Raw genomic sequence first — 26,876 nt, forward strand, 5'->3', positions numbered from 1 at the left:
TGCAATCGCCGTGTTACGGTTGCGCTTCGCCGTTCCATCCGCATGCGGCGAGCGCCTGGCGCATATGCGCGGGCGGCGCAGCGACGGCTTCCACGGGCGGCTTGCCGTCCTGCATCGGCACGCTCACCGCGCGCGCATGAAGATGTAGCGGGGCTGAGTCCTCGCGGCGACCTGAGCCGTAGATGGGATCGCCGAGGATCGGCCAGCCCATCGCCTGGGCATGCACGCGGATCTGATGCGTGCGGCCGGTGTGCGGCGTGAATTCGATGAACGTCAGCGCGCTGTCCGGACTTCCGCCAAGCACGCGCCAGGAGGTGCGAGCGGGCAGACCCAGAGGGTCCGGCTGCATCCACCAGCCGCGCGTGGCGTCAAGGCGTCCGAGCGGGAGGTCGATTTCCCCTTCTTGGCCCGCCGGGGCCCCTTCGACCACCGCCCAGTATGTCTTGCCGATGCGGCCGGACTTGAACAGGCCGCCGAGCCGCTCGAGAGCCTTACGGTGGCGCCCAAGAACGAGGCAACCGGATGTGTCCTTGTCCAGTCGGTGGGCCAGCGCCGGCGGCCGGGGCAGGCCAAAGCGCAGCTGGTCGAAGGCGTCTTCAAGGCTCGCGCCGCCCTTCGGCCCGCGATGGACGGCGACGCCGGCGGGCTTGTCGATGATCAGCATCAGCCCGTCGCGGTGGAGCAGGCGAGAAAGGAGGTCCATGGCGGGCTTATAGCAGCGCCGCGCGCAAGACGGCGCTATTTCACGACCGGCGCGGCTTTCCTGAGTGAATCCACGCCGCGATGAATTCTCCGTCGTGGAAACAGCTCAATATCGAATGCTTGGCGGCGTTATAGAGAGTCGGCGGTCGGCGAAATACTCGACGAGTTTTCCCGTATATTTGACAGAGGCCGATGCGCCGACGTGCTGGTGCGCGTCGTTGACGCCGTTCATGAGGACGACCTTGTCGGGGTCCAAAACAAGCCGACATGGACGCCGAATGGCTGCTATTGAGCGATCCGGCGACGTTGAAACTCTGCATCCGAGGAACAATGGCGATTATATCTGCGACCCCGAAGCTGCGCGTCACAATCGAATTCGGCGTGGCGCGCCTCTACATCGAAAATCCCGCCAAGCGGAATGCATTCGATTTCGAGATGTGGCGCGCGCTGCCGCCGCTGCTGCGCGCCGTCGACGCGGCGGAGGACGCGCGCATCCTCGTCATCAGCGGAGCGCCGGGTCTGCCGTTCTGTTCCGGCGCCGACATCAGCGAATTCTCCAACCTGCGTGCGACGAGCGAAGGCGGGCGCATCTATGAGGACGCCAATGTCGAGGCCTTCGACTCGATTTCGAATCTCTCCAAGCCGACGATCGCGGCCGTGTCGGGCTTCTGCATGGGCGGCGGATTCGGAATCGCCGCGGCCTGCGACCTGCGCATCGCCGATGGGCAAGCGACATTCGCGATTCCGGCGGCGAAGCTCGGCGTCGGCTATCCGCCGGCGGCGATGGCCTATGTCGTCGCCGCCGTCGGCCCGCAACTGGCGTTCGATCTCTTTTACACGGCGCGCCGCTTGACTGCTGATGAAGCCAAGGAGCGCGGCTTCGTCAGCCGCCTGTTCGCCACCGAGAGTTTTGAAGGCGCCGTGCATGCGCTCGCAGAAAACATCGCCGGCGGCGCGCCTCTGACACTGCGCGCCGCCAAGGCGGCGATCCGCGCCGCCGCGCGCCTGCCCGGCGCCTCATCGCATGAGCAATGCGAAGCGCTGACGCGCGCCTGTTTCGACAGCGCCGATTACATGGAAGGGCGCGCCGCATTCCTGGAGAAGCGGGAGCCGAATTTTACCGGGCGCTGACGCGCCTCGCAGCCGGGGCGCGCGCCGTGGGCGATGGGTCGTCGCCAGCGGAAACGCGCGCTCTGCTTATGCCAGTGCTTCGAACTCGGGTTAATTTCAGCTTTCTTTCAGCCGTCATGCCCGGCCTTGCGCCGGGCGTCTACGCCGGGACATCGCGAAACGCATCGCGTGGAGGCATTCGGCTCATGTTCTCACGATTACATCGTGTCGTCGCGTGGATGGCCGCGACAAGCGCGGCCATGACGCGGTGAGAGCCCGCCTTGTGAACCTGGATTCGGAGCCCTGTTGCTTATGCAGGCCGGCTTGACGGCGTGGGCATAGCGGTTACTGTTTCAGCGACTATTGGCGATGCCTATCCCCGTGTAGCGGCGAATTACGGGAAGGATTGTCTTGAGGCCTTTCAACAAGCGTTTGCGCAGATCATCGTCTGCCGCTGGAGGCAGGCTGCGCCTCGGCGCGGTTCTGCTTGCCGCGATGCTGGTCGGCAGCGCCGCTCCGGCCGGAGCGGCGGAGACCTACAGAGGCGATGATCCCGACTCCTACGAGTGCAGTTCGGACTTCAACATTCTCAACCGATTTTCCGCGCCGCCCGGCGCTCCGGCGAGATCGACCAAATATTCGGACGTGAAGTTCAACCTTGAGAACAACGTCATCTCGGTCAAGGACGCATCGAATTCGAGGGATTTGGCGTACATCACCGTCGGAGAAGGTGCCAAATATTGTGTCTTCAAAGACATACAAAGCTATGATCGAGCAAAAGAATTTTTGCCGACGACTGAGAGATGTGCAATAAAGTACTTCATTTTTCGTATAAGAATTGTGATAGACGCCGAGTTGCCGGTAAGAACGTTTTCATTGCAAGGCTCACCACCGGAGTTCGACAGAATGGATCATATTGTCGATATTAGTGTATATCGGGCAGCAGATCGCAGAAAGAGCGTTTCTGCTGCTGGTTGCAACGAAGTTGGAAACAGTCCAGATAGCCCTTTCTTTGCCATAGGTATTCATGGACTGAGGACTGCCAACAAGTCTGCTCTCAACGTTATAGAAGAATTGCCGTTTGGTCAGGCTTCTTCTGTCTATGAGCGCAAAGTTCTGAAGAAGGCAGGACCAGGAGTTCCGCTGCCGAAGTAGAGCACGGTGACAGGAAAAATATGGCAGTGAAATGTTTAGCAAAACTGAAAGACGCGCGTACTATTTTGTGCTGACCATGGTCGTTCTATCGTTTGTGATTATTGGCGTTTTGCCGTTGTTTCGCCTTGCTCAATATTTATGGCCAGATGACTCTGGGCAAGACGTCACAGAGTTCGTATTGTCCGCGCCTCGTCAAAACCAAATCCTGAATCTGAACCAGTTGTTCTCCGCGGACACAATTTGCATTGTTCCGCCGGAGGCCAATGTCAACGAACATATTCGAAGGGCGCTTCCTGAAAAGCAGATTTCAGTTCCGGGCGATGATGACGATTACGAGGACAATGTGGCGCGCTGGCGCATTGTCGCGAGCTGGGACGCCACGCGGCTCGTGAAAGTTTTCGACGTATGGTCAACGACGACCTCAAAGAGGAAATATCCTTTAGAGCTGTCCGCCAAAGATAGAGATGCGCCAGGCGCGATCTGTTCCAGGCGACTTCTCGTGAAAATAGAAACAATAAACGGAGAAGTGACAGCGACAGTGCAGTAGCGTTGGCAGACCGCCGGTTAGCAGCAGCCCCCGGCTGGCGTATCACCTGTCGGCGCTCGCCTCGACCTCTAGGCTTTCCAAAATCTCGCTCGGTTTTCGCGCCAGCACGTCGATCGCGTTGACGCCCTTTGGCGCGGCGAAGCGCAGATGCAGCCGCTTCGGCTTCTCGATATAGGCCGAAACCGCGTCGGCGATGCGCTTGGCGTTTGCCCCTGCGCCGCCGAGCGCCGTAATCGCCGTCGCGGCGGCCTTGGCGTAATCGGCGCGCGCCTTGTCGACGGATGTTTTCTGCTCCTTGGCTTCAAGCGCGAGCACACGATCGACGAGGCCGTCGCCTTCGAGCGTCAGATCGATCGACTTAATCGATGTTGTGAGCATGGCGGCGCGCGAAATGAGGGGCGAGGTTGAGAACGCCGCGTTCGATACATTGCCGAAGCGCGCCGTAAGATGCGCGACGCCCATGTCTTTGGCGTCGATCGCGACAGGCTCCAGCGCCGCTTCGGATGTCTTCTCGCGCCATTCTCCAGCCGCGACGCCGGAGAGCGCGAGTTCGCGATAGCCGAGCGCCAGGAAATGCGATGTCGTCTGGGTTTCGCCGCGCGCGGAAAGATCGACGACGAAATTGTCGACGCGGCCGGAGAATTTCGTCGGCGTCATGCCAATAAAATTGTCGAACGTCGCGCTGGCGTTCTCGACGCTGAATTTCATGCGCGATGGTTCACTGATCTTTGGGTCGGGAATATCGGCGGCGACGCCGCGCAGCTCGATGCGCGCCAGCTTGGGATAGGCGGCGCCCTCTAGGACTGGAGCGAGCTGCACGTCATTCAGCGCAAATCGCTTCACCGACAGTTGGCCGCCGTCAGACGCGGCGAGCGAGAAATCGTCCAAAAACATCTCGCCGGCGCCGGCGCCCGCGACTTTGCGCAGACCGGCGCGCGCGATCTTCGCCGTGAACGGCTTCCCTGCGGGTTCGCCCTTGCCGATGGCGACGACGTCATCAGCGTCGATCGCCGCCGCCTCGAAGGATTGAAGCGCGTCGAGCACATCGCGCCTCAGCGCGGGATCATCTTCGGATTTCGCCGGATCGAGCTTCGCGAATCTTTCAATGAGTTTGCCGGCGGGAGTCCGCAGCGCGCGGCCGCGCACGCCCTCAATCTTCAGGCGGCCCGTCGTCAGAACGAGATTGGCGCTCGCGTCTTCAAGGCGCGACGATTCGACGATTTCCTCCTCGATCAATGGTTTCAGAGGCTCATTGGCGTCGCCGCGCGTGGAGAGCGCCAGACGCGCGAGTTCGGCAAGATCGACGCCCTTGGCGACAGAGGCGCCCCAGGAGACGCGCTGAACGCCGCCTTTTGCTGATTCGATCGTTTCCTCGCCGCCGTCGCCGCGCACCGTCGCGGCGCGTCCGGAAACGACATTCTCGAAAAGCAGCTGGCGATACGCGGCGCGTTCAATGTTCGATTCATTGCGGCTTTCGCTCGACATGGAAGGCACGGCGATTCGCCGCGCCGAAATGCGCGCGAGACGCGCCGCGACATTTCCGTCGCCGCTCAAAAACAGCGCGGCCAACTCCATCGCCGGCAGACTCGCGCCTTCGATTTCGATGTGCGGGATACGATAGGTCGTCGCGCCGAGCGTGAGGACGAGATTGTCGAGCGTCAGCGGTTTTTCGCCGGCGCCCGGAGAAGGCGCGGCGAAACTCATGAGCGAAAGCGACGTCACGACGCCGATGGCGAGGGATTTGCGCATCAGGAAACCTTGTGAAGACGAACGAGGAGAGCTTGCACGCCGCGCCTTTCGGGGTAAAGAGGCGCGTAGTTTCGTCGCAGCCGGCGTTTCGCGAGGGGCGGCGCGTGGCGGCGCGGCGGCGCCGTGATAGAGAGGCCGCATGCGTCGACTCCTGCTCCTGCGCCATGGCAAGGCCGACCGGCATTCGGCCGGCGGCGACCGCCAACGTCCGCTCACCCGTCGAGGGATGGAGGATGCGCGGCGCATGGGCGAATATCTGCGCGACGCCGACATCGCGCCGGGCCTCGCCGTCGCCTCCGACGCGCGTCGCGCCAAGCAGACCCTCGACCGGGTGCTGGAAGCGTTCCCAGGCCATGTCACGCATCTGATCGAGAATACGATTTATCTTGCGACCGTCGACCATCTGGTCGAGATTTTGCGGCAGACGCCTGACAGGGTCGCGACGCTGCTCGCCGTCGGTCACAATCCGGGCTTCGCCGAACTTGCCTCCTGGCTCGCCGGTTCGGGCGAGGCGGAAGATTTGGCGCTGATGCGCTCAAAATTCCCAACGGCGGCGCTGGCGATGCTCGACTTCGAGACCGATCATTGGGGCGACGTCGGCAGGGGCGGGGCGCGACTTGCGCGCTTCGTCACGCCGGGCATTCTACGGGGCGAGGCGACGGAAGACCCCGACTAGAGCGCGCTGCGAAAAAGTGGGAACCGGTTTTTCGCGTTGAGCGCGCTCTAAACTTTTGGAATCGATCACGTTATCTGCATTTGGGCGATTCCGCCCAAATGCAGCGTGATCTAGCGCAGTTCGCAACCCGCAAGGCGGCCATGCTGATCGAAGCGCTCCTGACGATGCTGGCCCTAGCTGCGCCCCATAAGGCGCCGGCGGCGATGGTTGCGCCCTTGTCGGCGTTCGCTGCGACGCCGAATCCCGCCTATCAGCCTCAAGCGCGCGCCGTGGACAATTGGCGCTTCGAAAGCGCGCTGGCGCTGGAGATGGCGCCCCTCGCCGCGATCCGCCGGGCGTTCGGCGCGGAGGCGGGCGAACCGGCCCGCTGCGTCAAGCTCAACAATTACTGGTGCATCAAGAGCGCGGGGTGGAATGGCGAGATCGCCGCCGATTCCGACGGCCATGTCGCCTTCGCATCGGCGGAGGAGGGCGCCGCCGTCGCGGCGCTGCTGCTGCGCCGATACTACGTCAACTATGGGCGGCGCACGGCGCGCGCCATCGTCGAGCGCTGGGCGCCGGCGCAATGTTCGCTTGTGTTCGCGCCCGCCGTTCCCCGGCGGCCGGCGCCCGCCGTAAGTCCCGATTCCAGTTCGGCGAAACCGCGCACCCTGGCGCGCATGCCGCCGCAGCGCGTCGCCCCCATGGCGATTGCGCGGCGCGGCATTCAGAACACGCTCCGCTCGCGCTGGCTGGCGGCATATGGGCGCGGCGGGGTCAATCTGAAGACGGCGCGGCGACCGCTCGCAAGACCGGTCGACCTCATGCCGACGCCCTCGATCATGGCCGGCGTCTCCGAGCTTCCCGCGCGGCGGGAAAAGCTCGCCGAGCTGATCCAGCCGTCGCCCCAAACGACGCTCGCCGACCTGCCGCCGTCGCCCGCGCCGCGACCGCCGCCGGTTGGCGTTTCGAATTGCGCCGGGGAGCTGGCGCGGATCGCCACTTACGCAGCCACCATAGCCCAGGGCGTCGTCGGTGGCGCCAACGAGGATCTGGCGCTGTTCACCGCCGACGGCGCGCCGACCGAAAATCTGGCCAAAGTGATGGCGAATATGGCGGCGGTCGAGATCGGGCCGGCGCGGCCGCGCGATGCGCTGATCCGGATCGCCGTCGTGCAACTGCGCCAGCTGTTCGAGGCGCCCACAAAGCCGGGAGGCGGCGCTGCGCCGACTCTCCCGGCGCATGCGGGGCCGTAACGCGCTCTTCTCCGCGCTAAGAGCGCGCCATCAGCTCCAGCGCCAGCCCGTAGACCTTCGTGCGGGCGGGTTCGGGCAGGGTTTTCAGCACTTCAAAATAAGTCTGCCCGGCGCCGCACATGCGGGCGTCTTCCAGCGGCGGCGTCGGCATCTTGCCGTCGAGCAGCGCGTCGATCTCGACCTTGTTCAGACCCCGCGCGGCGAGCGCGGTCTCCAACACCCGGAAGTCGGCCTCTGTCGGCGCGGTCCGATCGATCTTCTTGGCTTGTCCGCTGACGATCGCCTCTAATCCGGCAAGCGCCATGTCCGAGACGATCTGGCGGCGGGAGGCGGCGAATCGCTGAAAGTCGAGATTGGTCGCGCCGTAGAGGAAGGCGACGCACATGCGCTTATCCTCCCGCGCCACCGCCTGCAGCACTTCGAGCTGCTTTTCGAAGACGCGGGCGATCGGCTCAGGCTCGGCCTTCGCCGCGAGGGCGCCGCGCGAGGTGCGGATGCGGCGCACCGCCTCGGACAGATAATAGTCGACGCTCTGCTCTTCCTTCGTCTGCGCGAGGCGGGTGGCGAAATCATTGATCGCCGCTTCGTAATCGGCGGTGAAGGTCTCGCGGAGCCGGGCGAAGTAGCGCGCATAATCCGGCGTCGAGGCGATCAGGGCCTCGATCTGCTGCCGCGCGCTTCCCTTGTCGACCTGCCCATTGGCGGGCGCCGCGATCCCCGATCCCGCATCGGCCATGCGCGGCGCGGGATTGAGGGCCAGCCAGGTCAGGCCGATGCCGGCTCCGACCGCGACGAGCGTCGCAGCCAGCAGCGCCAGAATTTTCTCCAGATACATCGCCGACCTTTGCGTCTCTGATCGAAAGCGCGGAGCTTAAAGCATCGCGCAGTTGGGCGGAAGCGCGGCCGCGCTACCCGCCATTCAGCAGACGATGGAGCCGCGCGGTCTCGGCGCGATGGGCGACGAGCAGGCTGATATGCCGGTTGAGATCATAGCTCCAATGGCCGCGCCGGGCGCGTTCGCCGCGCATCGCACGCTCGATTTCCTTGAGCGCGGCGCGCGCCGCATCGGGCGATTCGCTGGCGATCGAGTCAGGCGACAGGCGATGGAAACGCGTCAGCACGCTCGTGCGGTCATAGGCGTTGAGACCGGCGGCGAGGGCGCCCTCGAGCGCCGCGCCGGCTGCTGCGGCGAAGCGGGCGGGGCGGTCGTCTTGCGGGGCGGGAAGTGGCCTGTGCGACATGGATGATCCTCCGTGACGCTCAGAATGCTTTCCCTCGAACGGATGAGGATAAGTTTTTTATCCTTGAATAGGATTATTTTCCAGCTTACGGTTGTTCGTCACCTGGCTGGAGACCTCGATGCTTCTCGATCCGACGCTTATTCCGGGGCTTAGCGCCGCCGCGGCCGCCGCCGCACAGGGCGCACCCTTCGCCGATCTCTTTTCCCCTCGCCGCTCCCGCGCCTCGGTCGCGCGGGCGCGTCAGCTCGCCGTCTATCTCCACCATGTCGCGCTCGGCGCCAGCGTTTCGGCCTGCGCCAAAGCTTTCGCGCGCGACCGCGCCACTGTCCGTCACGCCTGCGCGACGATCGAAGATCTGCGCGACGATCCGCTGTTCGACGCCGGCGCCCGCCGGCTCGAAACCGCGCTGACCGCGCAGCGCGACATGATCTGCGTCTTGATTGCCCAAGGGAGCGTGCGATGACGAAAAGCGCGCGAACTCCAACCAGGGACGAAACCGGCCGCGCGATGCGCCGGCTGCTGCAGGCGCTTGCCGAGCCGGGCGCGCGCGGCGCCCTCAGCCCGCTCGAAGCCTCGACGCTCGTCGTGCTCGCCGCGCGTAAGGGCGTCACCGTGGCGCGCGCGCGATTTGCGGCGGCCGCCTCCGACGCCGCGCTCGCCGAAGGACTCGTGCGATGGGAGCGGGAAGGCGGCGAGCGTCGGCTGGCGCTCACCGACGCCGGCCGCGCTTATCTGCGCCGATTGTCCGCGCTCGACGTCGATCAGGCGGAGCCGTTTCGCGCCCAGCACGCATCCTATGCGCTGCGGCAGCTTGAAAAGGGCGCGCGTCCGACGCTCGTCAATGATGCGCGGAAAGTCCCCTCGCCTGGCTGGCGCGGCGGAAGGACCGCGAGGGCCGAACCTTTCTCGACGCCGCGCAGCTCGAAGCCGGCGAGCGCTTTCGCCGCGACATCGAACAGGCGCAGCTCCTGCAGCGCGTGACCGCGAATTGGGAGGCGTCGATCAACGCGGCGCGCCAAGGCGCCGACGCCGGCGCCGTCTCCGAGGTGGCGATCGACGCGCGCCGGCGTCTTGCGCGCGCCGTCGACGCGACGGGGCCGGAACTGGCGGGCCTTTTGACCGACGTCTGCGGCTATCTGAAGGGCCTTGAGATCGTCGAAAGCGAACGCGGCTGGCCGCCCCGCTCGGCGAAAGTCGTGCTCAAAATCGCGCTCGATCGATTGGCGCGCCATTACGGGCTCGCGATCGAAGCGCGCGGCCGCGACCGCGCCGAAGCGCTGCTGCATTGGGGCGCCGAGGATTATCGGCCGAGGGTGTGAGAGGCAACCCCCTCCCTGTCCCTCCCCCGCTTCGCAAACCGGGTGTTCCCGGTTTGCGCATCGACGCCGAAGTCGGCAACAGCCGACTTCGGATGGGAGAGGGGACCCTAACGAGCAGCGCCGCGCAGCCAGCGCGGCATTGATGCGCCGGCGCAACGTTGATGAAGCGCCGAGTCGGACTCCCTCTCCCGCGAAGCGGGGGAGGGTTGGGGTGGGGGTCTACGCCGCCATCGCCTCGCGCGCTTCCCTCGGATGCGCTCAACCGTCGAGCGCGGATCGCGCCAGTGCAGAAATTCCTTGATTTCTACGCGTGCTATCTTCTTCGTCGCGTTATTAACATCTGCGCGCGATTGAGATTTCGCTGCGCTAAGCCATGCTGGTAGGAAGCAGCTTCGGGCGTCCATTCTTCAAGCGCCTCGCGATAAGCGGCGACCGCATGTTGCAGCGTCTTCGTTCCGCTCTCGCGTTCACCGAGCGCCGCCAGCGCAAGTCCCAGATTGTTCTGCGTCATCGCCCAATCGAGCGGAACGCGCTCGCGCGTCCTTTCCATGAGCGCCTCCCTGAAGGCCGCGACGGCCTGTTCCAGAGTCGCTGTCCCGCTCTCGCGTGCGCCGAGCGTAGCGAGCGCACTCCCAAGATTATTCTGAGTCATCGCCCAATCGAGCGGAACGCGCTTGCGTGTCTTTTCCTTGAGCGCCTCGCGGAAGGCCGCTATGGCCTCTTGCAGAGTCGTCGTTCCCCTCTGGCGTCCCCCAAGCCGCGTCAGCGCACCGCCGAGATTGTTCTGTGTCGTCGCCCAGTCGAGCGGAACGCGCTCGCGCGTTCTTTCCTTGAGCGCCTCGCGGAAAGCCGCCACCGCTTCCTGTAGCGTCGCCCAACCGCTCTCGCGCTCACCGAGCATCGCCAGCGCACTCCCCAGATTGTTCTGCGTCGTCGCCCAATCGAGCGGAACGCGCTCGCGCGCGCTTTCCTTGAGGGCCTCGCGGAAAGCCGCCGCCGCTTCTTGCAGGGTCGCCGTTCCGCTCTCGCGCTCTCCGAGCCGCACCAGCGCAAGGCCGAGATTGTTCTGAGTCCCGGCCCATTGAAGTGGAACCCGCTCGCGCGTCCATTCCTTGAGCGCCTCACGGAAGGCTTCCGCGGCCCGTCTCAGCGTCGCTGGATCGCTTTCGCGTTCGCCTTGTCTAAAAAGCACAAGGCCGAGATTGTTCTGGGTCATCGCCCAATCGAACGGAACCCGCTCGCGCGTCCTTTCGAGGAGCGCCTCTTGGAAAGCCGCGGCTGCCTGTCTCAGCGTCGCCGGATCGCTCTCTCGTTCGCCTAGTCTCGTGAGCACAAGGCCGATATTGCTCTGCGTCGTCGCCCATTGGACTGGAACCCGCTCGCGCGTCCTTTCCTGGAGCGCCTCTCGCAAAGTCGCCACGGCTAGTTGCAGTTTCGCCGTCCCACTCTCGCGTTCGCCGAGCCGCGCCAACGCGACTGCGAGATCGTTCTGGGTCATCGCCCAGTCCAGCGGAACGCGCTCGCGCGTCCTTTCCTGGAGCGCCTCTCGCAAAGTCGCCACGGCTAGTTGCAGTTTCGCCGTCCCACTCTCGCGTTCGCCGAGCCGCGCCAACGCGACTGCGAGATCGTTCTGGGTCATCGCCCAGTCCAGCGGAACGCGCTCGCGCGTCCTTTCCTGGAGCGCCTCTCGCAAAGTCGCCACGGCCTGTTGCAAGGTCGCCGTCCCGCTCTCGCGCTCGCCAAGCCGCATAAGCGCAAAGCCGAGATTGTTCTGCGCCATCGCCCATCGGAGCGGATTCTGCGCGCGCGTGTATTCCTTAAGAGCCTCACGGTATGCGGTGACGGCCTGTTCCAAGGTAGCGGTCCCGCTCTCACGTTCCCCCAGCCGCAAAAGCGCATTGCCGAGATTATTCTGCGTCCTCGCCCATTCGAGCGGATTCTGCGCGCGCGTGTATTCCTTGAGAGCATCACGGTAAGCGGTGACGGCCTGTTTCAAGGTCGCCGTCCCACTCTCTCGCTCGCCGAGCGCACGAAGCGCATTGCCGAGGTTATTCTGGGCCATCGCCCAGTCATGCGGAACCCGCTCGCGCGTCCACTCCTTTAGCGCCTCGCGCAGGGCCGCCGCAGCCTGCTCCAGGGTTGTTCTACTACTCTCCCGCGTCCCGAGCAGTTGAAGCGCGGCGCCGAGATTATTCTGCGTCGCCGCCCAATCTCGCGGAGATCGCGCGCGCGTCCTTTCTTTGAGCGCCTCTCGGTAGGCGGCGACGGCCTGTTGCAGCGTCGCCGTCCCGCTCTCTCGCTCGCCAAGCGCGCCAAGCGCAGCGCCGATGTTGTTCTGGGCCATCGCCCATTGGAGCGGAAACGTTCGGCGCGGGAGCAGGTCCAAAAGTTTTTTCCAGCGATCAATAGCGGCGTCAAACGCGGCTTTATCTCCAGATGCAATTCCTCGCTTGTAAAACGCCTCCGCTTCGCGCGCCAATAACTCGGGACGCTTGTTATCGGACGGCGACAAAGATCTACGCTTCGCGAAATGCTCCGCCGATTGCGCATTACGTATATGCGAAGCGCGTGGCGCAGCATCGGATCTGGTCGGGTTGAGACAGGCGAAGATCGCCCAGAGCGCGGCATGAACCGCGATCGCCTCCGCGCCTTCAAAAAAAATCCGACGAGAATATTTTTCTTTGGCGTCGCTCGCCGACTGACGTCCCATAAAATGCCCCTGCGGATCTTCTCAAATATTCTACAGGCGTAACATGAGCGGAGCCGTCGCGCGAGACTCGTCGGCGGCGAGAGACGCGTTGGCCAGTCCGTCGTGGCCGGGCTTGTCCCACGGGCTGTCCACGTCAAAACGGGCGCATTCGTGGATGCCCGGCTCAAGGCGGGCGTGACGCGGCAGAGGTTCGCAGCCCATGCGTCGCTCAAGTCGCGAAACGGCCGAACAATGACAGAACATAGTGGTGCTAGACTGGGACCCCCTCCCCAACCCTCCCCCGCTTCGCGGGAGAGGGAGTGAGACTCGGGCGCTTCATCGACGCCGCGCTGGCGTATCTACCCTGACGCCATAGCGCTGCGCTGCTCGTTTGCGTCCCCTCTCCCGCGAAGCGGGGGAGGGACAGGGTGGGGGCCTACGCCGCCATCGCCTCTTTGGCTTCCCTCTTGATGCGCTCGACCATGGACCGCAGGCCGTTGGCGCGTTGCGGCGTCAGATGTTCGGCGAGGCCGAGCTCCTTAAACAGCGGCGCCGCGTCGGTGTCGACGATCTCCTGCGCGGTGCGTCCCGAGTAAAGCGCCAGCACGAGCGCGACGAGGCCGCGCACGATATGCGCGTCGCTGTCGCCGCGAAACGCGAGCGCGGTATGCCCCTCAGAGTCGCGCGTCGGCGTCGTTTCGAGCCACACCTGGCTGGCGCAGCCGCGCACCTTGTTCGCGTCCTTATAGGCCTCTTTGGGCAGCGGCTCGAGCGTGCGCCCAAGCTCGATGAGATAGCGGTAGCGATCCTCCCACTCATCGAGCAGCTCGAAATTGCCAATGATCTCGTCGATCTGCATTTTGCTCCGCATCCTTCCGGCGAAGGCGCATTCTACCTCATTCCGGCGCTGCGCCGCGCCCTTTTCTTGGCGAGGGCCACGCCTTACATTCCGCGCGATGATCGCTGGCGCGCCGCGCCGCTCTCACGGAGATTTATATGAGCGACTTTTCCCGTTGGCGCGCCGTCGCCGCCGCGATTTTTCTGAGCTTTAGTCTTGCAGGCTGCGGCTACAATACGATTCCGACGCTCGAAGAAAACGCCAAGGCGAAATGGTCGGACGTGCAGTCCCAGTATCAGCGCCGCGCCGATCTCATTCCAAATCTCGTGGAGACCGTGAAGGGCTACGCCAGGCAGGAGAAGGACGTGCTCACCTCCGTCGTCGAGGCCCGCGCCAAGGCGACGTCGGTCAAGGTCGACGCGGGTTCGCTGACCGACCCCGAAAAAATGAAGCAGTTCCAGGAGGCGCAAAATCAGCTGACCGGCGCGCTTGGCCGGCTGATCGCGGTGAGCGAAGCCTATCCGGACTTAAAATCCAACCAGAACTTCCTCGCCCTGCAGTCGCAGCTCGAAGGCACCGAGAACCGTATCACTGTCGCGCGCCGCGACTACATCGACGCGGTGCGGGAATTCAACACGTCGCTGCGCACCTTTCCGACGCTTCTCTGGGCGAAGACGTTCTTCGCCGGCACGAAGCCGATGGCGGAATTCTCCGCGGCCGGCGCGGCGCAATCGCCGCCAGAGGTGAAGTTCTAAACGATGAGCGCCGACGCGCCGACAGAAGAGCTGATTGCGCGGGAGGCGATGTGGGCGCATATGCGCCGCGAAGCCGAGGAGGCGCTGCGTCTCGACCCGTCGCTGACGCCGCTGATGCTCGGCGCGATCCTCAATCGCGCCTCGCTCGAAGAGGCGGTGGTCCATCGCATCGCCGCGCGACTCGGCGCGTCAGCCGTGGACGCCGAGACGATCGCCGACGCCTTCCTGCAGGCGGTGCGCGACGATGCGGCGATCGCGGCGGCCTTCCGCGCCGATTTGACCGCCTATGTCGAGCGCGATCCCGCCTGCGGGCGGATGATCGAACCGCTGCTCTATTTCAAGGGCTTTCACGCCATCCAGTCGGCGCGGCTGGCGCATGCGCTGTGGCGCGGGCGGCGACACGACTTCGCTTTTTATATCCAAAGCCGCGCCTCCGACGCCCTGGCGGCGGACATTCATCCTGCCGCGCGCTTCGGCAAAGGCCTGTTCCTCGATCACGGAACCGGTTTCGTCGTCGGCGAGACGGCGGTCGTCGACGACGACGTTTCGATCCTTCACGGCGTGACGCTGGGCGGCACGGGCAAGGTCGCGGGCGACCGTCATCCGAAGGTCAGGCGCGGCGTGATGATCGGCGCGGGCGCCAAAATTCTCGGCAATATCGAGATCGGCGCCTGTTCGCGGATCGCCGCAGGCTCGGTGGTGCTGCAGTCGGTTCCGCCCAATTCCATCGTCGCCGGCGTTCCGGCGAAAGTGGTCGGGACCGAATCACGCATGGAGCCGGCGCGCGACATGGACCAGATCCTGCGCGGCCTCGCCTATGATTCTTTCGATTACGTGATCTGACCCGCGCCGCCACGTCCGCTAAGGGCCGGGGCGATTGAGGCTTGCGCAGGGCCACGGTTCTCCTGCTATGTGTCGCCGCGCGCGGCGGCGCCGTCGCCAAAGGCCGGCGCAGGACGGCGGCGGCCGGGGCAGGGGGATCGATGCTCGAGATTGCGGTCCAGATGGACCCCTTGGAACGCATTAATTTTGCTGGAGATTCCACCTTCGCGCTGATGCTGGAGGCGAAGCGCAGGGGCCATCGCCTGTGGTTCTACACGCCGGATCAATTGTCGCTCGAAGGCGACCGGCTGACGGCGCGCGGGCGCCATATCGACGTTTTCGACGATCCTTCGCGCTATTACGCGCTCGGCGAGGCCACCGACCTTGAACTCGGCGACATGGACGTGGTGCTGCTGCGTCAGGACCCGCCCTTCGATCTCGCCTATATTACCTCCACGCATTTTCTGGAGCGGCTCGCGCCGAGGACTCTCGTCGTCAACGACCCCGCGCATGTGCGCAACGCCCCGGAAAAAATCTTCGTGATGGAGTTCGCCGATCTGATGCCGCCGACGCTGATCACGCGCGACCGCGCCGCGATGGAGCGCTTTCGCGCCAAGCATGGCGAGATCGTCATGAAGCCGCTCTACGGCCATGGCGGCGCCGCGGTGTTCAAGGTCGCGCCGCGCGATCCGAATTTCGGTTCGCTGTTCGACATGTTCGCGACGATCTTCCGCGAGCCCTGGGTCGTGCAGCGGTTCCTGCCGGAGATCGTCAAGGGCGACAAGCGCATTCTTCTCATTGACGGCGAGGCGATGGGCGCGATCAACCGCATTCCGGCCGATGACGACATCCGCTCCAATCTGGTGCGCGGCGGGGCGCCGGCGGCGTCCGAACTCAACGCGCGCGAAAGAGACATCTGCGCGCGGCTCGGGCCGGAGCTGAAACGGCGCGGATTGGTCTTCGTCGGCATCGACGTGATCGATGGCTGGCTCACCGAGATCAACGTGACCTCGCCGACAGGGCTCCGCGCGCTAAAACGCATCGGCGGGCCGGATCTTGCGCCGCCGCTCTTCGACGCCATCGAGGCGCGTCTGCGCGCCCTGCGCGCATCGGGCCGATCGCCGGAACTGACTCCATGAACGAAGCGGCGCCGCTCAGCGTTTTCGCCGGGCTTGATCCCAACGAGCAGTTCCGTGGACTGCGCGAGGCCCTCGCGCCATCGGTCGCCGCGATCTGCAAGGGTGAGCGCGGCCATGCGCGGCGCACGGCGATCGTCGAATTGTTTCGCTCGGTCTTGGCGGAAGGACGCGAGATCGCGCGCGCCCGGCTTGAGGCGCGCGGCTCGGGACTGGCGTGCGCGAGATTGATTTCAGGGCTCGAAGACGAGTTGATCGGCGCCATCTACGACTATGTCGTGCGCTACGTTTACGTCGTCGACAATCCGACCTTTGCCGAGCGTCTCGCCATTATCGCGGTGGGCGGCTATGGGCGCGGGACGCTGGCGCCGGGCTCCGACATCGATCTGCTGTTTCTCGTCCCTTACAAACAGACGCCGTGGGGCGAAAGCGTCATCGAGGCGATCCTTTATATCCTTTGGGATCTGCGTCAGAAGGTCGGCCATGCGACGCGCTCCGTCGCCGAATGCATGCGTCAGGCTCGCGCCGACATGACCATTCGAACGACGCTTCTCGAAGCGCGCTTCATTCTCGGCAACGCCGAGCTGTTCAGCGAGTTCCGCGAGAGCTTCGATCGCGAGATCGCCCGTTCGGATACGCGCGAATTCGTCTCCGCCAAGCTCGCCGAACGCGACGCGCGGGTGATGCGCGCCGGCGCCTCGCGCTATCTCGTCGAGCCGAATGTGAAGGAAGGCAAAGGCGGCCTGCGCGATCTCAATACGCTGTTCTGGATCGCCAAATATGTCTATCGCGTACGCGAGGCGAAGGAGCTCGTCGCCGCCGGCCTCTTCACCGCGGCGGAGCTCAGCCTGTTCGAGCGCTGCGAGGAGTTTTTGTGGCGCGTGCGCTGTCATCTGCATTTCGCGACGGGGCGCGCCGAGGAACGGCTCGCCTTCGACGTGCAAACGACGATCGCCAAGCGTCTCGGCTATCACGACCGTAGCGGCCTCTCGCCGGTCGAGCGCTTCATGAAGCACTATTTTCTCGTCGCCAAGGAAGTCGGCGATCTCACCGCGATCGTCTGCGCGGCGCTTGAAGAAAAGCAGGCGAAGCCGCGCGCCATCTTCGAGCGCTTTCTGCAGCCGTTTCGGCGCCGGCGCAGCCGCGCCCCGCAAGGCGACTTCATCGTCGATCACGACCGCATCAGCATTGTCGACGCTGATGTGTTCAAGCGCGATCCGGTCAACATCATCCGGCTGTTCTGGACGGCCGATCATCACGGCCTGCCGCTGCATCCCGACGCTTTGCGCGCGGTGACTCTGTCGCTGCGTCTCATCGACGCCAATCTGCGCGCGAATAAGGAAGCCAACCGGCTGTTTCTGGAAATCCTGCTCTCGCGCAACATGACCGAAATTACGCTGCGCCGGATGAATGAGACCGGCGTGCTTGGGCGGTTCATTCCGGATTTCGGCAAGATCGTCGCGATGATGCAATTCAATATGTATCATCATTATACGGTCGACGAGCATCTGCTGCGCGTGGTCGGCGGACTGTCCGATCTCGAAGCCGGACGCATGCCGGAGCATCAGCAGCTGGTCGACGAAATCCTGCCGACGATCGTCAACCGCAAAGTGCTTTATCTGGGCCTGCTCCTGCACGACATCGCCAAGGGCCGAAAGGAGGACCACTCGCTCGCCGGCATGGAGGTGGCGCGCAGCCTGTGTCCGCGTCTGGGCTTCACCCCTGGCGAGACCGAATCCGTCGCCTGGCTCGTCGAACATCATCTCACCATGTCGAGCTTCGCGCAGAGCCGCGATCTCTCCGACCGCGTCACCATCGAAAATTTCGCCGCCATCGTTCAAACGATGGAGCGGCTGAAGATGCTGTTCGTTCTTACCGTCTGCGACATCAACGCGGTCGGGCCCGGCGTGCTCGACGCCTGGAAAGCGCAGCTGCTGCGCGTGCTCTACTGGGAGACCGAGGTTGTGCTCGGCGGCGGCCATTCGGCGGTCGATCGCAAGAGTCGCGTCGCGGCCGCGAAAGCCGATCTGCGTGCGGCGCTTCCAGAGTGGAGCGACGAGGAGTTCGACGCCTACGCCAAGCGTCACTATCCGGCCTATTGGCTCAAGGTCGACGTCGCCCGCAAGCTGCGTCACGCGGAGCTGCTTCGCGAGATGAACGACGCATCCGCGCCGCTGGCGACCGCGGTTGAACTCGACAGGACGCGCGGCGCCGTAGAGCTGACCGTCGTCGCGCCGGACAACCCGCGTCTGCTGTCGATCATCGCCGGCGGCTGCGCGGCAGGCGGCGCCAATATCGTCGACGCGCATATTTTCACCACGGCGGATGGTCTCGCGCTCGACACGATCTTCTTCTCGCGCGCCTTTGATTTTGACGAAGACGAGATGCGTCGCGCCGGGCGAATCGCCGGCCTCATCGCCAGGGCGCTGCGCGGCGAGGTCGTCGTGTCCGAAGAGCTGCGGGCGCGCGCCAAAGCGCATCTGCCGACCGACGCCTTTTCGGTCGCGCCTGAGGTCGTCGTCGATAATAGCCTGTCGAACGTCTATACGGTCATCGAGGTCTCCGGACTCGACCGCGAGGGGCTGCTGTTCGAGCTCACCAATTCGATTTCGCGGCTCAATCTCAATATCGCCTCGGCGCATATCGTCACCTTCGGCGAGCGCGCCGTCGACGCCTTCTATGTCACGGATTTGACGGGCGCGAAGATCGCCTCGCCCCAGCGGCAGGCGACGATCAAGCGCCAGCTCCTGGACGTGTTTCGCGGTCCCGGCGCGGGCGGGGCCAAAACGCCCGCCGCCGCCGCGACTTGATTTTGACGTTTCGCGCGCAGATATCGAAGCCTTTACGAAAGAATGATGGTGACAGCATGAGCGATCCAACGAACGCAGACAAAAAGGCTGAGTCGACGGAGAATCGGAAAGGCGCTGAGCCTTCATCCTTGTCGCAGCCGTCGGCCGAATCCGACATTGCGCAGCCGGAGCCGTTCACCGAGCTCGAAAATCTCTATGCAGAAAACGCAGGGTTAAAGGATAAGCTTCTTCGCGCCCTCGCCGAAGTCGAGAATGTGCGCCGTCGCGCCGAGCGCGAGATCGCCGACGCGAAAACTTATGGCGTGGCGAATTTCGCGCGGGAGATGCTGTCATTCGCCGATAATCTGCGCCGCGCCATCGAGAGCGTGCCCGAGGCGGCGCGCGCCGAGCCGGCGGTTGCGTCGCTGCTTGAGGGGGTCGACGTGATGGAGCGCGATTTTCTTGCGCGGCTCGCGCGCTTCGGCGTCAGGAAGATCGACGCCAAAGGCGCGCGGTTCGATCCTAATCAGCATGAAGCGCTCTTCGAAATTCCCGACGAGACGCAACCATCGGGCACGGTGGCTCAGGTCGTTGAGCAAGGCTACATGATCGGCGAACGCGTGTTGCGCCCTGCAAAAGTCGGCGTGGCGCGCGGCGGATCAAAGCCGTCCTGACCGGGGCAGGACGCATGGACGAGCGAGCGACCGCGACAAAGCCTCCGGAAGCGGGGGTTGTCGCAGCGGCGGTCTATCACGGTGGACATAAGATCGCCGATATTGAGATCGGCGAGGCCGGAGAGTGGACCAAGCGCGAAGGCTATGTCGTCTGGATCGGACTCTACGAGCCGTCACAACAGCTGCTGGAGCGCGTCGGCGAACAGTTCGCGCTGCATCATCTCGCGATCGAGGACGCGTTCAAGGCGCATCAGTTTCCCAAGCTCGAAGAATATGAAGACAGCGTTTTCATCGTTGCCCGCACCGCGCAGATGGTTGAGGGCCGCATCGCTTTCGGCGAGACGCATATTTTTATCGGCGCCGGCTATGTCGTGAGCGTGCGCCATGGCGCGTCGAGTTCGTATGCGCATGTGCGAGAGCGTTGCGAGGCGCGCGCGGAACGCCTCTCGGAGGGCGAAGACTTCATTGTCTACGCCATTCTCGATTTCATCGTCGACAACTACTTTCCGGTGCTCGACGCGATCAACGATCAGGTCGAGGACATCGAGGATCATGTTCTCGCGACGACGATGGGCAAGCCGGAAATTGAGCAGCTCTATAGTTTGCGGCGCGACCTCTTGCATCTGCGCAACGCCGTGACGCCGCTTTCGGACGTCTGCCGTCGCTTGGAGCGCAGCGACGTCGTCGCCATCGACCGGGAGATGCGGCCGCATTTTCGCGACGTTCGCGACCATCTGCGCCGCGTCCAGGAACGCATCGACACGATGCGTGAGACGCTCGCCTTCGCTTTCGAGTCGAGCCTGATGAATGCGCAGATCCAGCAAACCGACATTTCGCGCCGGCTCGCCGCCTGGGCCGCGATTCTGGCGGTGCCCACGGCCATCGCCGGCGTCTACGGGATGAACTTCCGTCACATGCCCGAACTCGACTGGAAATATGGCTATTACGTCGTCCTCGGCGTGACGGTGAGTATCTGCGGCTATCTTTATTTCCGGCTCCGTCGCGCGGGCTGGCTGTGAACGCCGCCCGCCATCCCGGCCGAGGCGCGTCGCCAGTGCTCTCACGCTGCGCATTCTCACGCGCAGTCGCCCTGCGACCGTTTGCTTGGGCCTAGCGCCTTACGAAAGTTTCATCCCGCCGCCATTGGCCGGCAAAGCGGTGATCTCCATCTTCCATCTTGCGGCGACGTTGCGCTTCTCCTCCACGCGGCGTCGTTCAAGATGGAGATTTTCGAAAAATGCCTATCGCAAACAATCCTCGCGCCCGCGCCGTTGAAGCGCCGCGCCGCGCGTCCCGTCTGGCGCTGATGGGCGCTGCGGCGGCATTCGCGCTGAGCGCAGCGATCGGTCCGGCGCCGCTGACGCCGGCTTACGCCGAAGCGCCGCTTTCAGGATCTGTCACCGCCGCCGGACCGGCGTCGTTCGCGGACGTCGTCGAGCGCGTCAAGCCCGCTGTCGTCGCCATCAAGGTCAAGGCCGTCGACGATCAACAGGGCGGCGGCATCTTCGAGATGCCGGACGTCTCGCCTGACGACCCCATGTATCGCTTTTTCAAGCGCTTCGGAGAAGGTCAGGGGGGCCGTCCGCAAAAACACATGACGATGTCGCAGGGCTCTGGTTTCATCATCAGCCCCGACGGCTATGTCGTCACCAATAACCACGTTGTGGAACACGCCAGCGAAGTCGACGTTGCGCTCGACGACGGAAGAACGCTGCCCGCCAAGGTTGTCGGCACGGATAAGCGCACCGACCTGGCGCTGCTCAAGATCAGCGACGGCGCGAAGCTGCCCTATGTTGACTGGGGCTCTGCGGCGCCGCGTGTCGGCGACTGGGTGATCGCGGTCGGAAATCCGTTCGGTCTCGGAGGTTCGGTCACCGCCGGCATCGTTTCGGCGCGCGGGCGGGACATCGGCGCCGGCCCTTACGACGACTTTCTGCAGATTGACGCGCCGGTCAATCGCGGCAACTCCGGCGGTCCGGCCTTTGATTCTCGCGGCAATGTGATCGGCGTCAATACGGCGATCTATTCGCCTTCGGGCGGTTCGATCGGCATCGGCTTCGCCATTCCGGCCGAGGTGGCCAAGGACGTCGTCGCGGCGCTTAAGGAAAAGGGCTCCGTGTCGCGTGGTTGGATCGGGGTCAAGATTCAAAACGTGACGCCGGAAATCGCCGACAGCATGGGGCTGAAGTCCACGAAAGGCGCGCTGATCGCGCAGCCGCAGCGCGGCGCGCCGGCGGAAGAGGCCGGCCTGAAGTCTGGCGACATCATCGTCGCCGTCAACGGCGACAAGATCGACACGTCGCGAGATCTCGCGCGCCGCATCGCGACCCTTGGCCCTGGCAAGACGGCGGACATCACCTATCTGCGCTCGGGCGCCGAAAAGACGGTGAAGCTGAAACTGGGCGCCCTTCCTGACGAAAGGGAAGCACGCGCCGATGATGAAGGCTTCTCGGAGCGGGGGCCGGAACTGTCCGGCCTTGGGCTCGAGGTCGCCCCGGCGGCCGACATTCGCGGCGCGGGCCGGGAAGGGCTGTTCGTGACTGATCTCGATCCCTCCGGCGCCGCCGCCCAAAAGGGATTGCGCAGGGGCGACGTGATTATCGAGGCCGCCGGGCAGCCGGTGAGCTCCCGTGGCGAACTCGCCTCCGCACTTGAGGCGGCGCGCAAAGAGGGACGGCGCTCGGTGCTGCTGCGTGTGAAATCTGCGGACGGCGCGAAGTTCATCGCCGTTCCGGTGAGAGGCGGAGCCGGCTAAGGCCGCTTAAGGACTTCTTGCGTCGAGGCCGTCACACTGCACCCGCCCGCAGCCGGTCTCCGCAACGAAGAGCGTCGGGCAGAGCCAGTCCCCTCCTGGCTTCCGAACGCGGGGCAGGCTGGCGCACAATGCGCCGGCCTGCCGTTTTTTTGCAATCTCAGCTATAGTGAAACATGCGCATTCTGATCATTGAAGACGACAGCGAAGCGAGCGAATACCTCGTCAAGGCGTTCCGTGAACAAGGCCATGTCGCCGAACACGCCGCAGACGGGCTTTCCGGCTATGGACGCGCCAGCGAAGGCGGTTACGACGTGCTGATCGTCGACAGGATGCTGCCCAAGATGGACGGGCTGTCGCTGATCTCGGGCTTGCGCGAGCAAGGCGTTCAAACGCCGGCGCTCATTCTCTCCGCTCTCGGCCAGGTCGACGACCGCGTGAAGGGTCTGCGCGCCGGCGGCGACGACTATCTGCCAAAGCCTTACGCCTTTTCGGAATTGCTGGCGCGGGTCGAGGCGCTGGCGCGCCGCCGGGTCGGGCCCAAGGGCGAAGAAACCCAATATCGCGTTGGCGATCTGGAGCTCGATCGGTTATCGCATAAGGTGACGGTCGGCAGCCAGGAGGTGGTGCTTCAGCCGCGCGAATTCCGGCTGCTGGAATATCTGATGAAACATGCCGGCCAGGTGGTGACCCGCACGATGCTGCTCGAAAATGTCTGGGATTACCATTTCGATCCGCAGACCAATGTCATCGACGTGCATATTTCCCGTCTGCGATCCAAGATCGACAAAGGCCGCGAGAACCCGCTTCTGCACACCATCCGCGGGGCTGGGTATATGATCCGTGACGGCGCTCGGTAAGCTTTTCCGCACGACAGCGTTCAAACTGTCGATCGCCTATCTCGTGCTGTTCTCAATTGGCGCGGGCCTCGTGCTCGCGCGCGTCGGCGCACGCGTCAAGGAAGTGCTCGATGAGCAGATCGAGCAGACTGTCGACGCCGAAATCCGGGCGTTGTCCGAACAATATGCGCAGGGTGGCCTGCGCCAGCTCGTCAATGCAGTGGAGCGCCGCGTGCGTGCGCCGGGCGGTTCGCTCTATCTGCTCTCGAGTCATGCCGGGGACGTCATCGTCGGCAATATCGAGCCGCCGAATTTCACACCTTCCGGCGGCACGGAACTCGTCGAGACGCCCTATGAGCGACGCGGCGAGCCGGGCGTCAAGCATCCGGCCTTGCTGCGGCTGTTTCTTCTGCCTGGCGGCTTTCGCCTGCTCATCGGCCATGACATCGAAGACCATGAAGTGCTTCGCGACATATTGCGCCGCGCGCTCGGCGTGTCGCTATTCTGGCTCGCGCTCGTCGGGGCGCTTGGCGGCTTGTTCGTTTCGTATCGCATGCTGGAGCGCGTCGACGTGATGTCGGGCTCGGCGCGCCGCATCATGGCGGGCGATATGCACGAGCGACTCGCCATCTCGGGCGCCGGCGACGAGCTCGACCGGCTGGCGGAAAACTTCAACGCCATGCTCGAGCGCATCAGCGAGCTGATGGCCGGCTTGCGCGAAGTTTCCGATAATATCGCGCATGACCTCAAGACGCCGTTGACCCGATTGCGCAACCGCGCCGAGGCGGCCTTGCGGTCGGGCTCAGATGACAGCGAGCATCGTGCGGCGCTCGCCGCCGTGATCGAAGAGTCCGACAATCTCATCGGCGTCTTCAACGCCTTGTTGATGATCGCGCGGGCGGAGGCGGGCTATTCGAGCGACAATATGGCCGTCTTCGACGCCGACTCCGTCGTGCGCGACATCGCCGAGATGTATGAGCCCGTCGCCGAAGAGCAGGGCGTCAATCTCGATGTCGACGCGCAGGACGGACTTGCGGTCACCGGCAGTCGCGAACTGCTCGGGCAGGCGCTGGTGAATCTCGTGGACAACGCGCTGAAATATGGCGGGACAGGCGACGCGCCGCGCATCGCCATCGAGGCGCGGCGCGTCGGCGATCGTGTGGAAATCATCGTCGCGGACCGCGGACCCGGCATCGCGCCATCGGATCGCGAGCGCGTCGTGGGACGTTTCGTGCGGCTTGAGAATTCCCGTTCGCGGCCGGGCTCAGGTCTCGGCCTGTCGCTGGCGGCGGCGGTCGCGCGGATGCATCACGGCGCGTTGCGGATCGAAGACAACGCGCCTGGATTGCGCGTGGCGCTGTCGCTGCCCGCGATGCGGACAACTGTCGGCCCGACGGCGCGGATGGAGCGCGCGTAAGGCGCGATCTTCGCGGATGCGCCGGCTTCGATCGCGCGCGCCTTCAAAGGAGTCACCGTCGCCGAGGCCGCCGGAAGCCGCATCATGACGACCGTGCCTTCTCCAAGACGGGAGCGGACGCGCAGCGCGCCGCCATGCAGCTCGATGAGGGCGCGGGCGATGGCGAGGCCGAGCCCGGACCCCCGCATGCCGTTCTCCATCAGATCGGCGCATTGTTCGAACGGCTTGCCGAGCTTGGGGATGGCGCGCGGGTCGATGCCGCGCCCTGAATCCTCGACGTAGACGTCGATTGCGCCGCCATGCGCGCGCGCGCGCACCCGCACCACGCGTCCGAATTCGCTGAATTTGACGGCGTTGGACAGAAAGATGCTGAGCGTCTTGACGATCGCCGCTTCGTCTCCGACGCAACGTAGGTTCTCGCGGGCGTCGGCGACCAGCTCGATGTTCTTCACGTCGGCGCGCGCGCGCCAGGCGCCAACGGCCTTGCGCAGCGCCTCCGCGACGTTGATCTCCCGTTCGGCAAGACGCACGAGCCCCGCTTCGAGACGCGACATGTCGAGAATGTCGGACAGCACTTCGTTGAGGTAATTGCCGCCCTGGCGTATGCCGCAGCAATATTCGAGATATTTTGGCGACCCGAGCGCGCCGAACGGCTCCGCCTCCATCATTTCCGAAAAGCCGATGATGGCGTTGAGCGGCGTGCGCAGCTCGTGGCTCATATTGGCGAGGAATTCCGATTTCGCCACATAGGCGGCTTCCGCCTCGGCCTTTTGGTGATGATACTGCTCGGCGAGCGTCGCGAGCTGCTGCGCCTGCATCTCCAGCGTCTGTCGCGAGCGGGTCAAATCGGCGACGCTCGCCGTGAGTCGGCGCTCCGATTCACGCAGCTTCTCCTCGTTGCGCTTGAGCGCCGTAATATCGGCGCCCACGGAGACATAGCCGCCGTCCTTGGTGCGGCGCTCATTGATCTGAAGCCAGCGGCCGTCGATGAGCTGCGCCTCATAGGTGCGGGCGTCTGGCGAAGGTCCGTCTGGCGAAGCGACCTGGGTGCGGATCAAGGGCGCGGTGGCGCAGCTCATGATCCGCCGATAGTTGGCTCCGGCGGATGCGGCTTCCAGCGAAAGCCCATGCAGCGAGAGAAATTTCGAATTGCAGGTCACGAGGCGGTTCTTGGCGTCCCACAGCACGAAGGCTTCGGAAATGGCGTCGATCGCGTCGCGCAGGCGCAAATTGGCCATCTCCGTTTGTTCGGCGAGCGCGCGTTGCTCCGAAACGTCAATGGCGATTCCAATCAAATGCTTGCCGGCTTCCCGACCATCTTCGACGATCTGCGCCCGCGCGCGCAGCCAGATCCATTCGCCGGCGGCGTTCTTCAGCCGGAACTCGTGATCGACGCTGTTCGTCCGTGCGCTCGCGACCATGTCGGCCATCGATTGGAAGTCGCCGTCGTCGGGATGCAGCAGCGCGCTCAATTCAGTATAGGAGAGCGAGCGGCGCTCGGCCGGCAGCCCCAACATTTCATACATGGAGTCCGACCAGGAGATCCGGCCGCGCGCGATGTCCCATTCCCAAAGGCCGCAGCGGCCGCGCGAAAGCGCCGCCTCGAGGCGCCTGCGGATCAACGTATTGGCGCGTTCGACGTCCTGACGGCGCCGACTCTGGCGGAAATAGGCGAGGACGATGACGAGCAGCAGCAGCGTGGTGCAGGCGAACAGCAGCGCATAGCGGGACGCGATCACGCGCCACTCGCCGAGCACATTGTCCACGGGATAAATCATCGCCACCTGGCCGAATGGCGTCGGCAGCTTTCTGACGCTCACGAGGGCGGGAACGCCATCCGGTAAAATGACGCGCAAGACGCCGGCGTTGTCGGCGAAGTCGACGAGCGCGTCTTCGGCGCCGATGGCTTGCGACAGCGTGAGGTCTGTCGAGGGAATCGGCGGAAAGGCGGCGGCGACGCGGCCGCGCTCGTCTGTCACCAGAATGCGTCGTCCTCGCGCCAGCGCGCCTTGCGGCACGAGCTGATTGAGCGGCGCGCCGAACGGCTTTTGGGCGTCGGTCTTGATTTTTTCGCGCAGGTCCTGCGACACGGCGCGAACGAAAAGATCGAGATCGTCGACCGCCTGCTCGACCAGTCGATCCTGCATCGCGCTGGTCAGCGACACGACAAAGGCGGCGAGAGAGACGAGGCAAACCGCGCAGGCGGCGAACGCCAGAGGGCGCAGCCAGGAGAAGTCCTTCAGGCCCTTTGCGCCGTCCTCATCGAACCGGTACGCTCCCCAGACGGTATGGGCGTGAGTCTTCACGCGGGCAGCGGGAGCGCGCGCCATCGATAGCCTCCAAAATGATTGTGATGCGAACGCGGCTTACGAGCGAATCACCTTCATTCGAATCTCTCGACGCGCGATTGTCCAGAACTTAACGCGACGTT

25 protein-coding genes are annotated in these 26,876 nt (G+C 64.4%); 17 read left to right on the top strand and 8 right to left on the bottom strand.

Going from position 1 to position 26,876, the window contains the following annotated elements; genetic code table 11:
- Positions 1-13: 13 nt before the first annotated feature.
- Complete coding sequence (locus IYY11_RS20575; RefSeq protein WP_196405592.1) at positions 14-703, bottom strand: RluA family pseudouridine synthase; 690 nt, start codon at positions 701-703, stop codon at positions 14-16.
- 329 nt (positions 704-1,032) lie between these two features.
- Between IYY11_RS20575 and IYY11_RS20580 the strand changes: the two genes are divergently transcribed.
- The 3 genes from IYY11_RS20580 to IYY11_RS20590 all read left to right on the top strand — a co-directional run bounded on the left by IYY11_RS20580 (position 1,033) and on the right by IYY11_RS20590 (position 3,514).
- Complete coding sequence (locus tag IYY11_RS20580; protein ID WP_196405593.1) at positions 1,033-1,833, top strand: enoyl-CoA hydratase; 801 nt, start codon at positions 1,033-1,035, stop codon at positions 1,831-1,833.
- A 390-nt stretch (positions 1,834-2,223) separates the two neighbouring features.
- Positions 2,224-2,967, top strand: a complete 744-nt coding sequence (locus IYY11_RS20585) for a hypothetical protein (protein WP_196405594.1) — start codon at positions 2,224-2,226, stop codon at positions 2,965-2,967.
- A 31-nt stretch (positions 2,968-2,998) separates the two neighbouring features.
- On the top strand, positions 2,999-3,514 hold the full coding sequence (locus tag IYY11_RS20590) for a hypothetical protein (RefSeq protein WP_196405595.1): 516 nt from the start codon (positions 2,999-3,001) through the stop codon (positions 3,512-3,514).
- Between the two features lie 42 nt (positions 3,515-3,556).
- Here the strand turns inward: IYY11_RS20590 and IYY11_RS20595 are convergent, their stop codons facing one another.
- Positions 3,557-5,263 (bottom strand): hypothetical protein, encoded by a 1,707-nt coding sequence (locus IYY11_RS20595; protein WP_196405596.1) that lies wholly within the window; start codon positions 5,261-5,263, stop codon positions 3,557-3,559.
- Positions 5,264-5,402: 139 nt separating this feature from the next.
- Here IYY11_RS20595 and IYY11_RS20600 point away from each other — a divergent pair, with 139 nt between their 5' ends.
- Both IYY11_RS20600 and IYY11_RS20605 read left to right on the top strand, forming a co-directional pair.
- Positions 5,403-5,939, top strand: a complete 537-nt coding sequence (locus IYY11_RS20600; protein ID WP_196405597.1) for a SixA phosphatase family protein — start codon at positions 5,403-5,405, stop codon at positions 5,937-5,939.
- Positions 5,940-6,037: 98 nt separating this feature from the next.
- Positions 6,038-7,174, top strand: a complete 1,137-nt coding sequence (locus IYY11_RS20605) for a hypothetical protein (RefSeq protein WP_246720139.1) — start codon at positions 6,038-6,040, stop codon at positions 7,172-7,174.
- A gap of 16 nt (positions 7,175-7,190) precedes the next feature.
- Here IYY11_RS20605 and IYY11_RS20610 read toward each other — a convergent pair whose 3' ends face one another.
- The gene (locus tag IYY11_RS20610; RefSeq protein ID WP_196405598.1) at positions 7,191-8,009 is read right to left on the bottom strand and encodes a hypothetical protein; all 819 of its coding nucleotides are present in this window, start codon (positions 8,007-8,009) and stop codon (positions 7,191-7,193) included.
- Between the two features lie 73 nt (positions 8,010-8,082).
- Complete coding sequence (locus IYY11_RS20615; protein WP_196405599.1) at positions 8,083-8,415, bottom strand: DUF6477 family protein; 333 nt, start codon at positions 8,413-8,415, stop codon at positions 8,083-8,085.
- A 118-nt stretch (positions 8,416-8,533) separates the two neighbouring features.
- On the opposite strand from IYY11_RS20615, the gene IYY11_RS20620 reads away from it, so the two are divergent.
- Genes IYY11_RS20620 through IYY11_RS23125 form a run of 3 tightly spaced genes read left to right on the top strand, consistent with a single transcriptional unit; the run spans position 8,534 to position 9,734 of the window.
- Complete coding sequence (locus IYY11_RS20620; RefSeq protein ID WP_196405600.1) at positions 8,534-8,878, top strand: helix-turn-helix domain-containing protein; 345 nt, start codon at positions 8,534-8,536, stop codon at positions 8,876-8,878.
- Positions 8,875-9,396 (top strand): hypothetical protein, encoded by a 522-nt coding sequence (locus tag IYY11_RS23120; RefSeq protein ID WP_246720140.1) that lies wholly within the window; start codon positions 8,875-8,877, stop codon positions 9,394-9,396. The genes IYY11_RS20620 and IYY11_RS23120 overlap by 4 nt, the downstream gene beginning before the upstream one ends.
- Positions 9,285-9,734, top strand: a complete 450-nt coding sequence (locus IYY11_RS23125) for a DUF6456 domain-containing protein (protein ID WP_246720166.1) — start codon at positions 9,285-9,287, stop codon at positions 9,732-9,734. The genes IYY11_RS23120 and IYY11_RS23125 overlap by 112 nt, the downstream gene beginning before the upstream one ends.
- A gap of 313 nt (positions 9,735-10,047) precedes the next feature.
- Here the strand turns inward: IYY11_RS23125 and IYY11_RS20630 are convergent, their stop codons facing one another.
- From IYY11_RS20630 to IYY11_RS20640, 3 genes are all read right to left on the bottom strand, one after another.
- Positions 10,048-12,120: a tetratricopeptide repeat protein gene (locus tag IYY11_RS20630; protein WP_246720141.1), complete on the bottom strand. Its 2,073-nt coding sequence runs from the start codon at positions 12,118-12,120 to the stop codon at positions 10,048-10,050.
- A gap of 354 nt (positions 12,121-12,474) precedes the next feature.
- The gene (locus IYY11_RS20635) at positions 12,475-12,645 is read right to left on the bottom strand and encodes a hypothetical protein (RefSeq protein WP_196405601.1); all 171 of its coding nucleotides are present in this window, start codon (positions 12,643-12,645) and stop codon (positions 12,475-12,477) included.
- Between the two features lie 214 nt (positions 12,646-12,859).
- Positions 12,860-13,282: a SufE family protein gene (locus tag IYY11_RS20640; RefSeq protein ID WP_196405602.1), complete on the bottom strand. Its 423-nt coding sequence runs from the start codon at positions 13,280-13,282 to the stop codon at positions 12,860-12,862.
- A gap of 137 nt (positions 13,283-13,419) precedes the next feature.
- On the opposite strand from IYY11_RS20640, the gene IYY11_RS20645 reads away from it, so the two are divergent.
- The 9 genes from IYY11_RS20645 to IYY11_RS20685 all read left to right on the top strand — a co-directional run bounded on the left by IYY11_RS20645 (position 13,420) and on the right by IYY11_RS20685 (position 24,445).
- The gene (locus tag IYY11_RS20645; protein WP_196405603.1) at positions 13,420-14,016 is read left to right on the top strand and encodes a LemA family protein; all 597 of its coding nucleotides are present in this window, start codon (positions 13,420-13,422) and stop codon (positions 14,014-14,016) included.
- A 3-nt stretch (positions 14,017-14,019) separates the two neighbouring features.
- The gene (gene cysE, locus IYY11_RS20650; protein ID WP_196405604.1) at positions 14,020-14,859 is read left to right on the top strand and encodes a serine O-acetyltransferase; all 840 of its coding nucleotides are present in this window, start codon (positions 14,020-14,022) and stop codon (positions 14,857-14,859) included.
- A gap of 140 nt (positions 14,860-14,999) precedes the next feature.
- Entirely contained in the window at positions 15,000-15,977 is a 978-nt protein-coding gene (gshB, locus tag IYY11_RS20655) for a glutathione synthase (protein ID WP_196405908.1), read from the top strand.
- Positions 15,974-18,784, top strand: coding sequence for a [protein-PII] uridylyltransferase (locus IYY11_RS20660; protein ID WP_196405605.1), 2,811 nt, complete (start codon positions 15,974-15,976; stop codon positions 18,782-18,784). The genes gshB and IYY11_RS20660 overlap by 4 nt, the downstream gene beginning before the upstream one ends.
- A gap of 56 nt (positions 18,785-18,840) precedes the next feature.
- Positions 18,841-19,437: a nucleotide exchange factor GrpE gene (gene grpE, locus IYY11_RS20665; protein WP_196405606.1), complete on the top strand. Its 597-nt coding sequence runs from the start codon at positions 18,841-18,843 to the stop codon at positions 19,435-19,437.
- Between the two features lie 14 nt (positions 19,438-19,451).
- On the top strand, positions 19,452-20,456 hold the full coding sequence (gene corA, locus IYY11_RS20670; protein ID WP_196405607.1) for a magnesium/cobalt transporter CorA: 1,005 nt from the start codon (positions 19,452-19,454) through the stop codon (positions 20,454-20,456).
- Between the two features lie 218 nt (positions 20,457-20,674).
- On the top strand, positions 20,675-22,192 hold the full coding sequence (locus IYY11_RS20675) for a Do family serine endopeptidase (RefSeq protein ID WP_409455269.1): 1,518 nt from the start codon (positions 20,675-20,677) through the stop codon (positions 22,190-22,192).
- A gap of 173 nt (positions 22,193-22,365) precedes the next feature.
- On the top strand, positions 22,366-23,049 hold the full coding sequence (locus IYY11_RS20680) for a response regulator transcription factor (protein WP_018407552.1): 684 nt from the start codon (positions 22,366-22,368) through the stop codon (positions 23,047-23,049).
- A complete protein-coding gene (locus IYY11_RS20685; protein ID WP_196405608.1) occupies positions 23,033-24,445 on the top strand; it encodes a HAMP domain-containing sensor histidine kinase in 1,413 nt (470 codons plus the stop codon). The genes IYY11_RS20680 and IYY11_RS20685 overlap by 17 nt, the downstream gene beginning before the upstream one ends.
- On the opposite strand, the gene IYY11_RS20690 is transcribed toward IYY11_RS20685, so the two are convergent.
- Positions 24,337-26,775 (bottom strand): PAS domain-containing sensor histidine kinase, encoded by a 2,439-nt coding sequence (locus IYY11_RS20690; protein WP_196405609.1) that lies wholly within the window; start codon positions 26,773-26,775, stop codon positions 24,337-24,339. The genes IYY11_RS20685 and IYY11_RS20690 overlap by 109 nt on opposite strands.
- Positions 26,776-26,876: the final 101 nt, after the last annotated feature.

This window comes from Methylocystis sp. H62, from assembly GCF_015709515.1.
Taxonomy (GTDB): Bacteria; Pseudomonadota; Alphaproteobacteria; order Rhizobiales; family Beijerinckiaceae; genus Methylocystis.

Coding starts and splice junctions, on each gene's coding strand:
- gshB (WP_196405908.1), top strand. CDS start 15,000: ATGCTCGAGATTGCGGTCCAGATGGACCCCTTGGAACGCATTAATTTT.
- IYY11_RS20600 (WP_196405597.1), top strand. CDS start 5,403: ATGCGTCGACTCCTGCTCCTGCGCCATGGCAAGGCCGACCGGCATTCG.
- IYY11_RS20675 (WP_409455269.1), top strand. CDS start 20,675: ATGCCTATCGCAAACAATCCTCGCGCCCGCGCCGTTGAAGCGCCGCGC.
- IYY11_RS20690 (WP_196405609.1), bottom strand. CDS start 26,775: ATGGCGCGCGCTCCCGCTGCCCGCGTGAAGACTCACGCCCATACCGTC.
- IYY11_RS20640 (WP_196405602.1), bottom strand. CDS start 13,282: ATGCAGATCGACGAGATCATTGGCAATTTCGAGCTGCTCGATGAGTGG.
- IYY11_RS20620 (WP_196405600.1), top strand. CDS start 8,534: ATGCTTCTCGATCCGACGCTTATTCCGGGGCTTAGCGCCGCCGCGGCC.
- IYY11_RS20615 (WP_196405599.1), bottom strand. CDS start 8,415: ATGTCGCACAGGCCACTTCCCGCCCCGCAAGACGACCGCCCCGCCCGC.
- IYY11_RS20605 (WP_246720139.1), top strand. CDS start 6,038: ATGCAGCGTGATCTAGCGCAGTTCGCAACCCGCAAGGCGGCCATGCTG.
- grpE (WP_196405606.1), top strand. CDS start 18,841: ATGAGCGATCCAACGAACGCAGACAAAAAGGCTGAGTCGACGGAGAAT.
- IYY11_RS20575 (WP_196405592.1), bottom strand. CDS start 703: ATGGACCTCCTTTCTCGCCTGCTCCACCGCGACGGGCTGATGCTGATC.
- IYY11_RS20595 (WP_196405596.1), bottom strand. CDS start 5,263: ATGCGCAAATCCCTCGCCATCGGCGTCGTGACGTCGCTTTCGCTCATG.
- IYY11_RS20590 (WP_196405595.1), top strand. CDS start 2,999: ATGTTTAGCAAAACTGAAAGACGCGCGTACTATTTTGTGCTGACCATG.
- IYY11_RS20645 (WP_196405603.1), top strand. CDS start 13,420: ATGAGCGACTTTTCCCGTTGGCGCGCCGTCGCCGCCGCGATTTTTCTG.
- cysE (WP_196405604.1), top strand. CDS start 14,020: ATGAGCGCCGACGCGCCGACAGAAGAGCTGATTGCGCGGGAGGCGATG.
- corA (WP_196405607.1), top strand. CDS start 19,452: ATGGACGAGCGAGCGACCGCGACAAAGCCTCCGGAAGCGGGGGTTGTC.
- IYY11_RS23120 (WP_246720140.1), top strand. CDS start 8,875: ATGACGAAAAGCGCGCGAACTCCAACCAGGGACGAAACCGGCCGCGCG.
- IYY11_RS20660 (WP_196405605.1), top strand. CDS start 15,974: ATGAACGAAGCGGCGCCGCTCAGCGTTTTCGCCGGGCTTGATCCCAAC.
- IYY11_RS20680 (WP_018407552.1), top strand. CDS start 22,366: ATGCGCATTCTGATCATTGAAGACGACAGCGAAGCGAGCGAATACCTC.
- IYY11_RS20635 (WP_196405601.1), bottom strand. CDS start 12,645: ATGGGCTGCGAACCTCTGCCGCGTCACGCCCGCCTTGAGCCGGGCATC.
- IYY11_RS20580 (WP_196405593.1), top strand. CDS start 1,033: ATGGCGATTATATCTGCGACCCCGAAGCTGCGCGTCACAATCGAATTC.
- IYY11_RS20610 (WP_196405598.1), bottom strand. CDS start 8,009: ATGTATCTGGAGAAAATTCTGGCGCTGCTGGCTGCGACGCTCGTCGCG.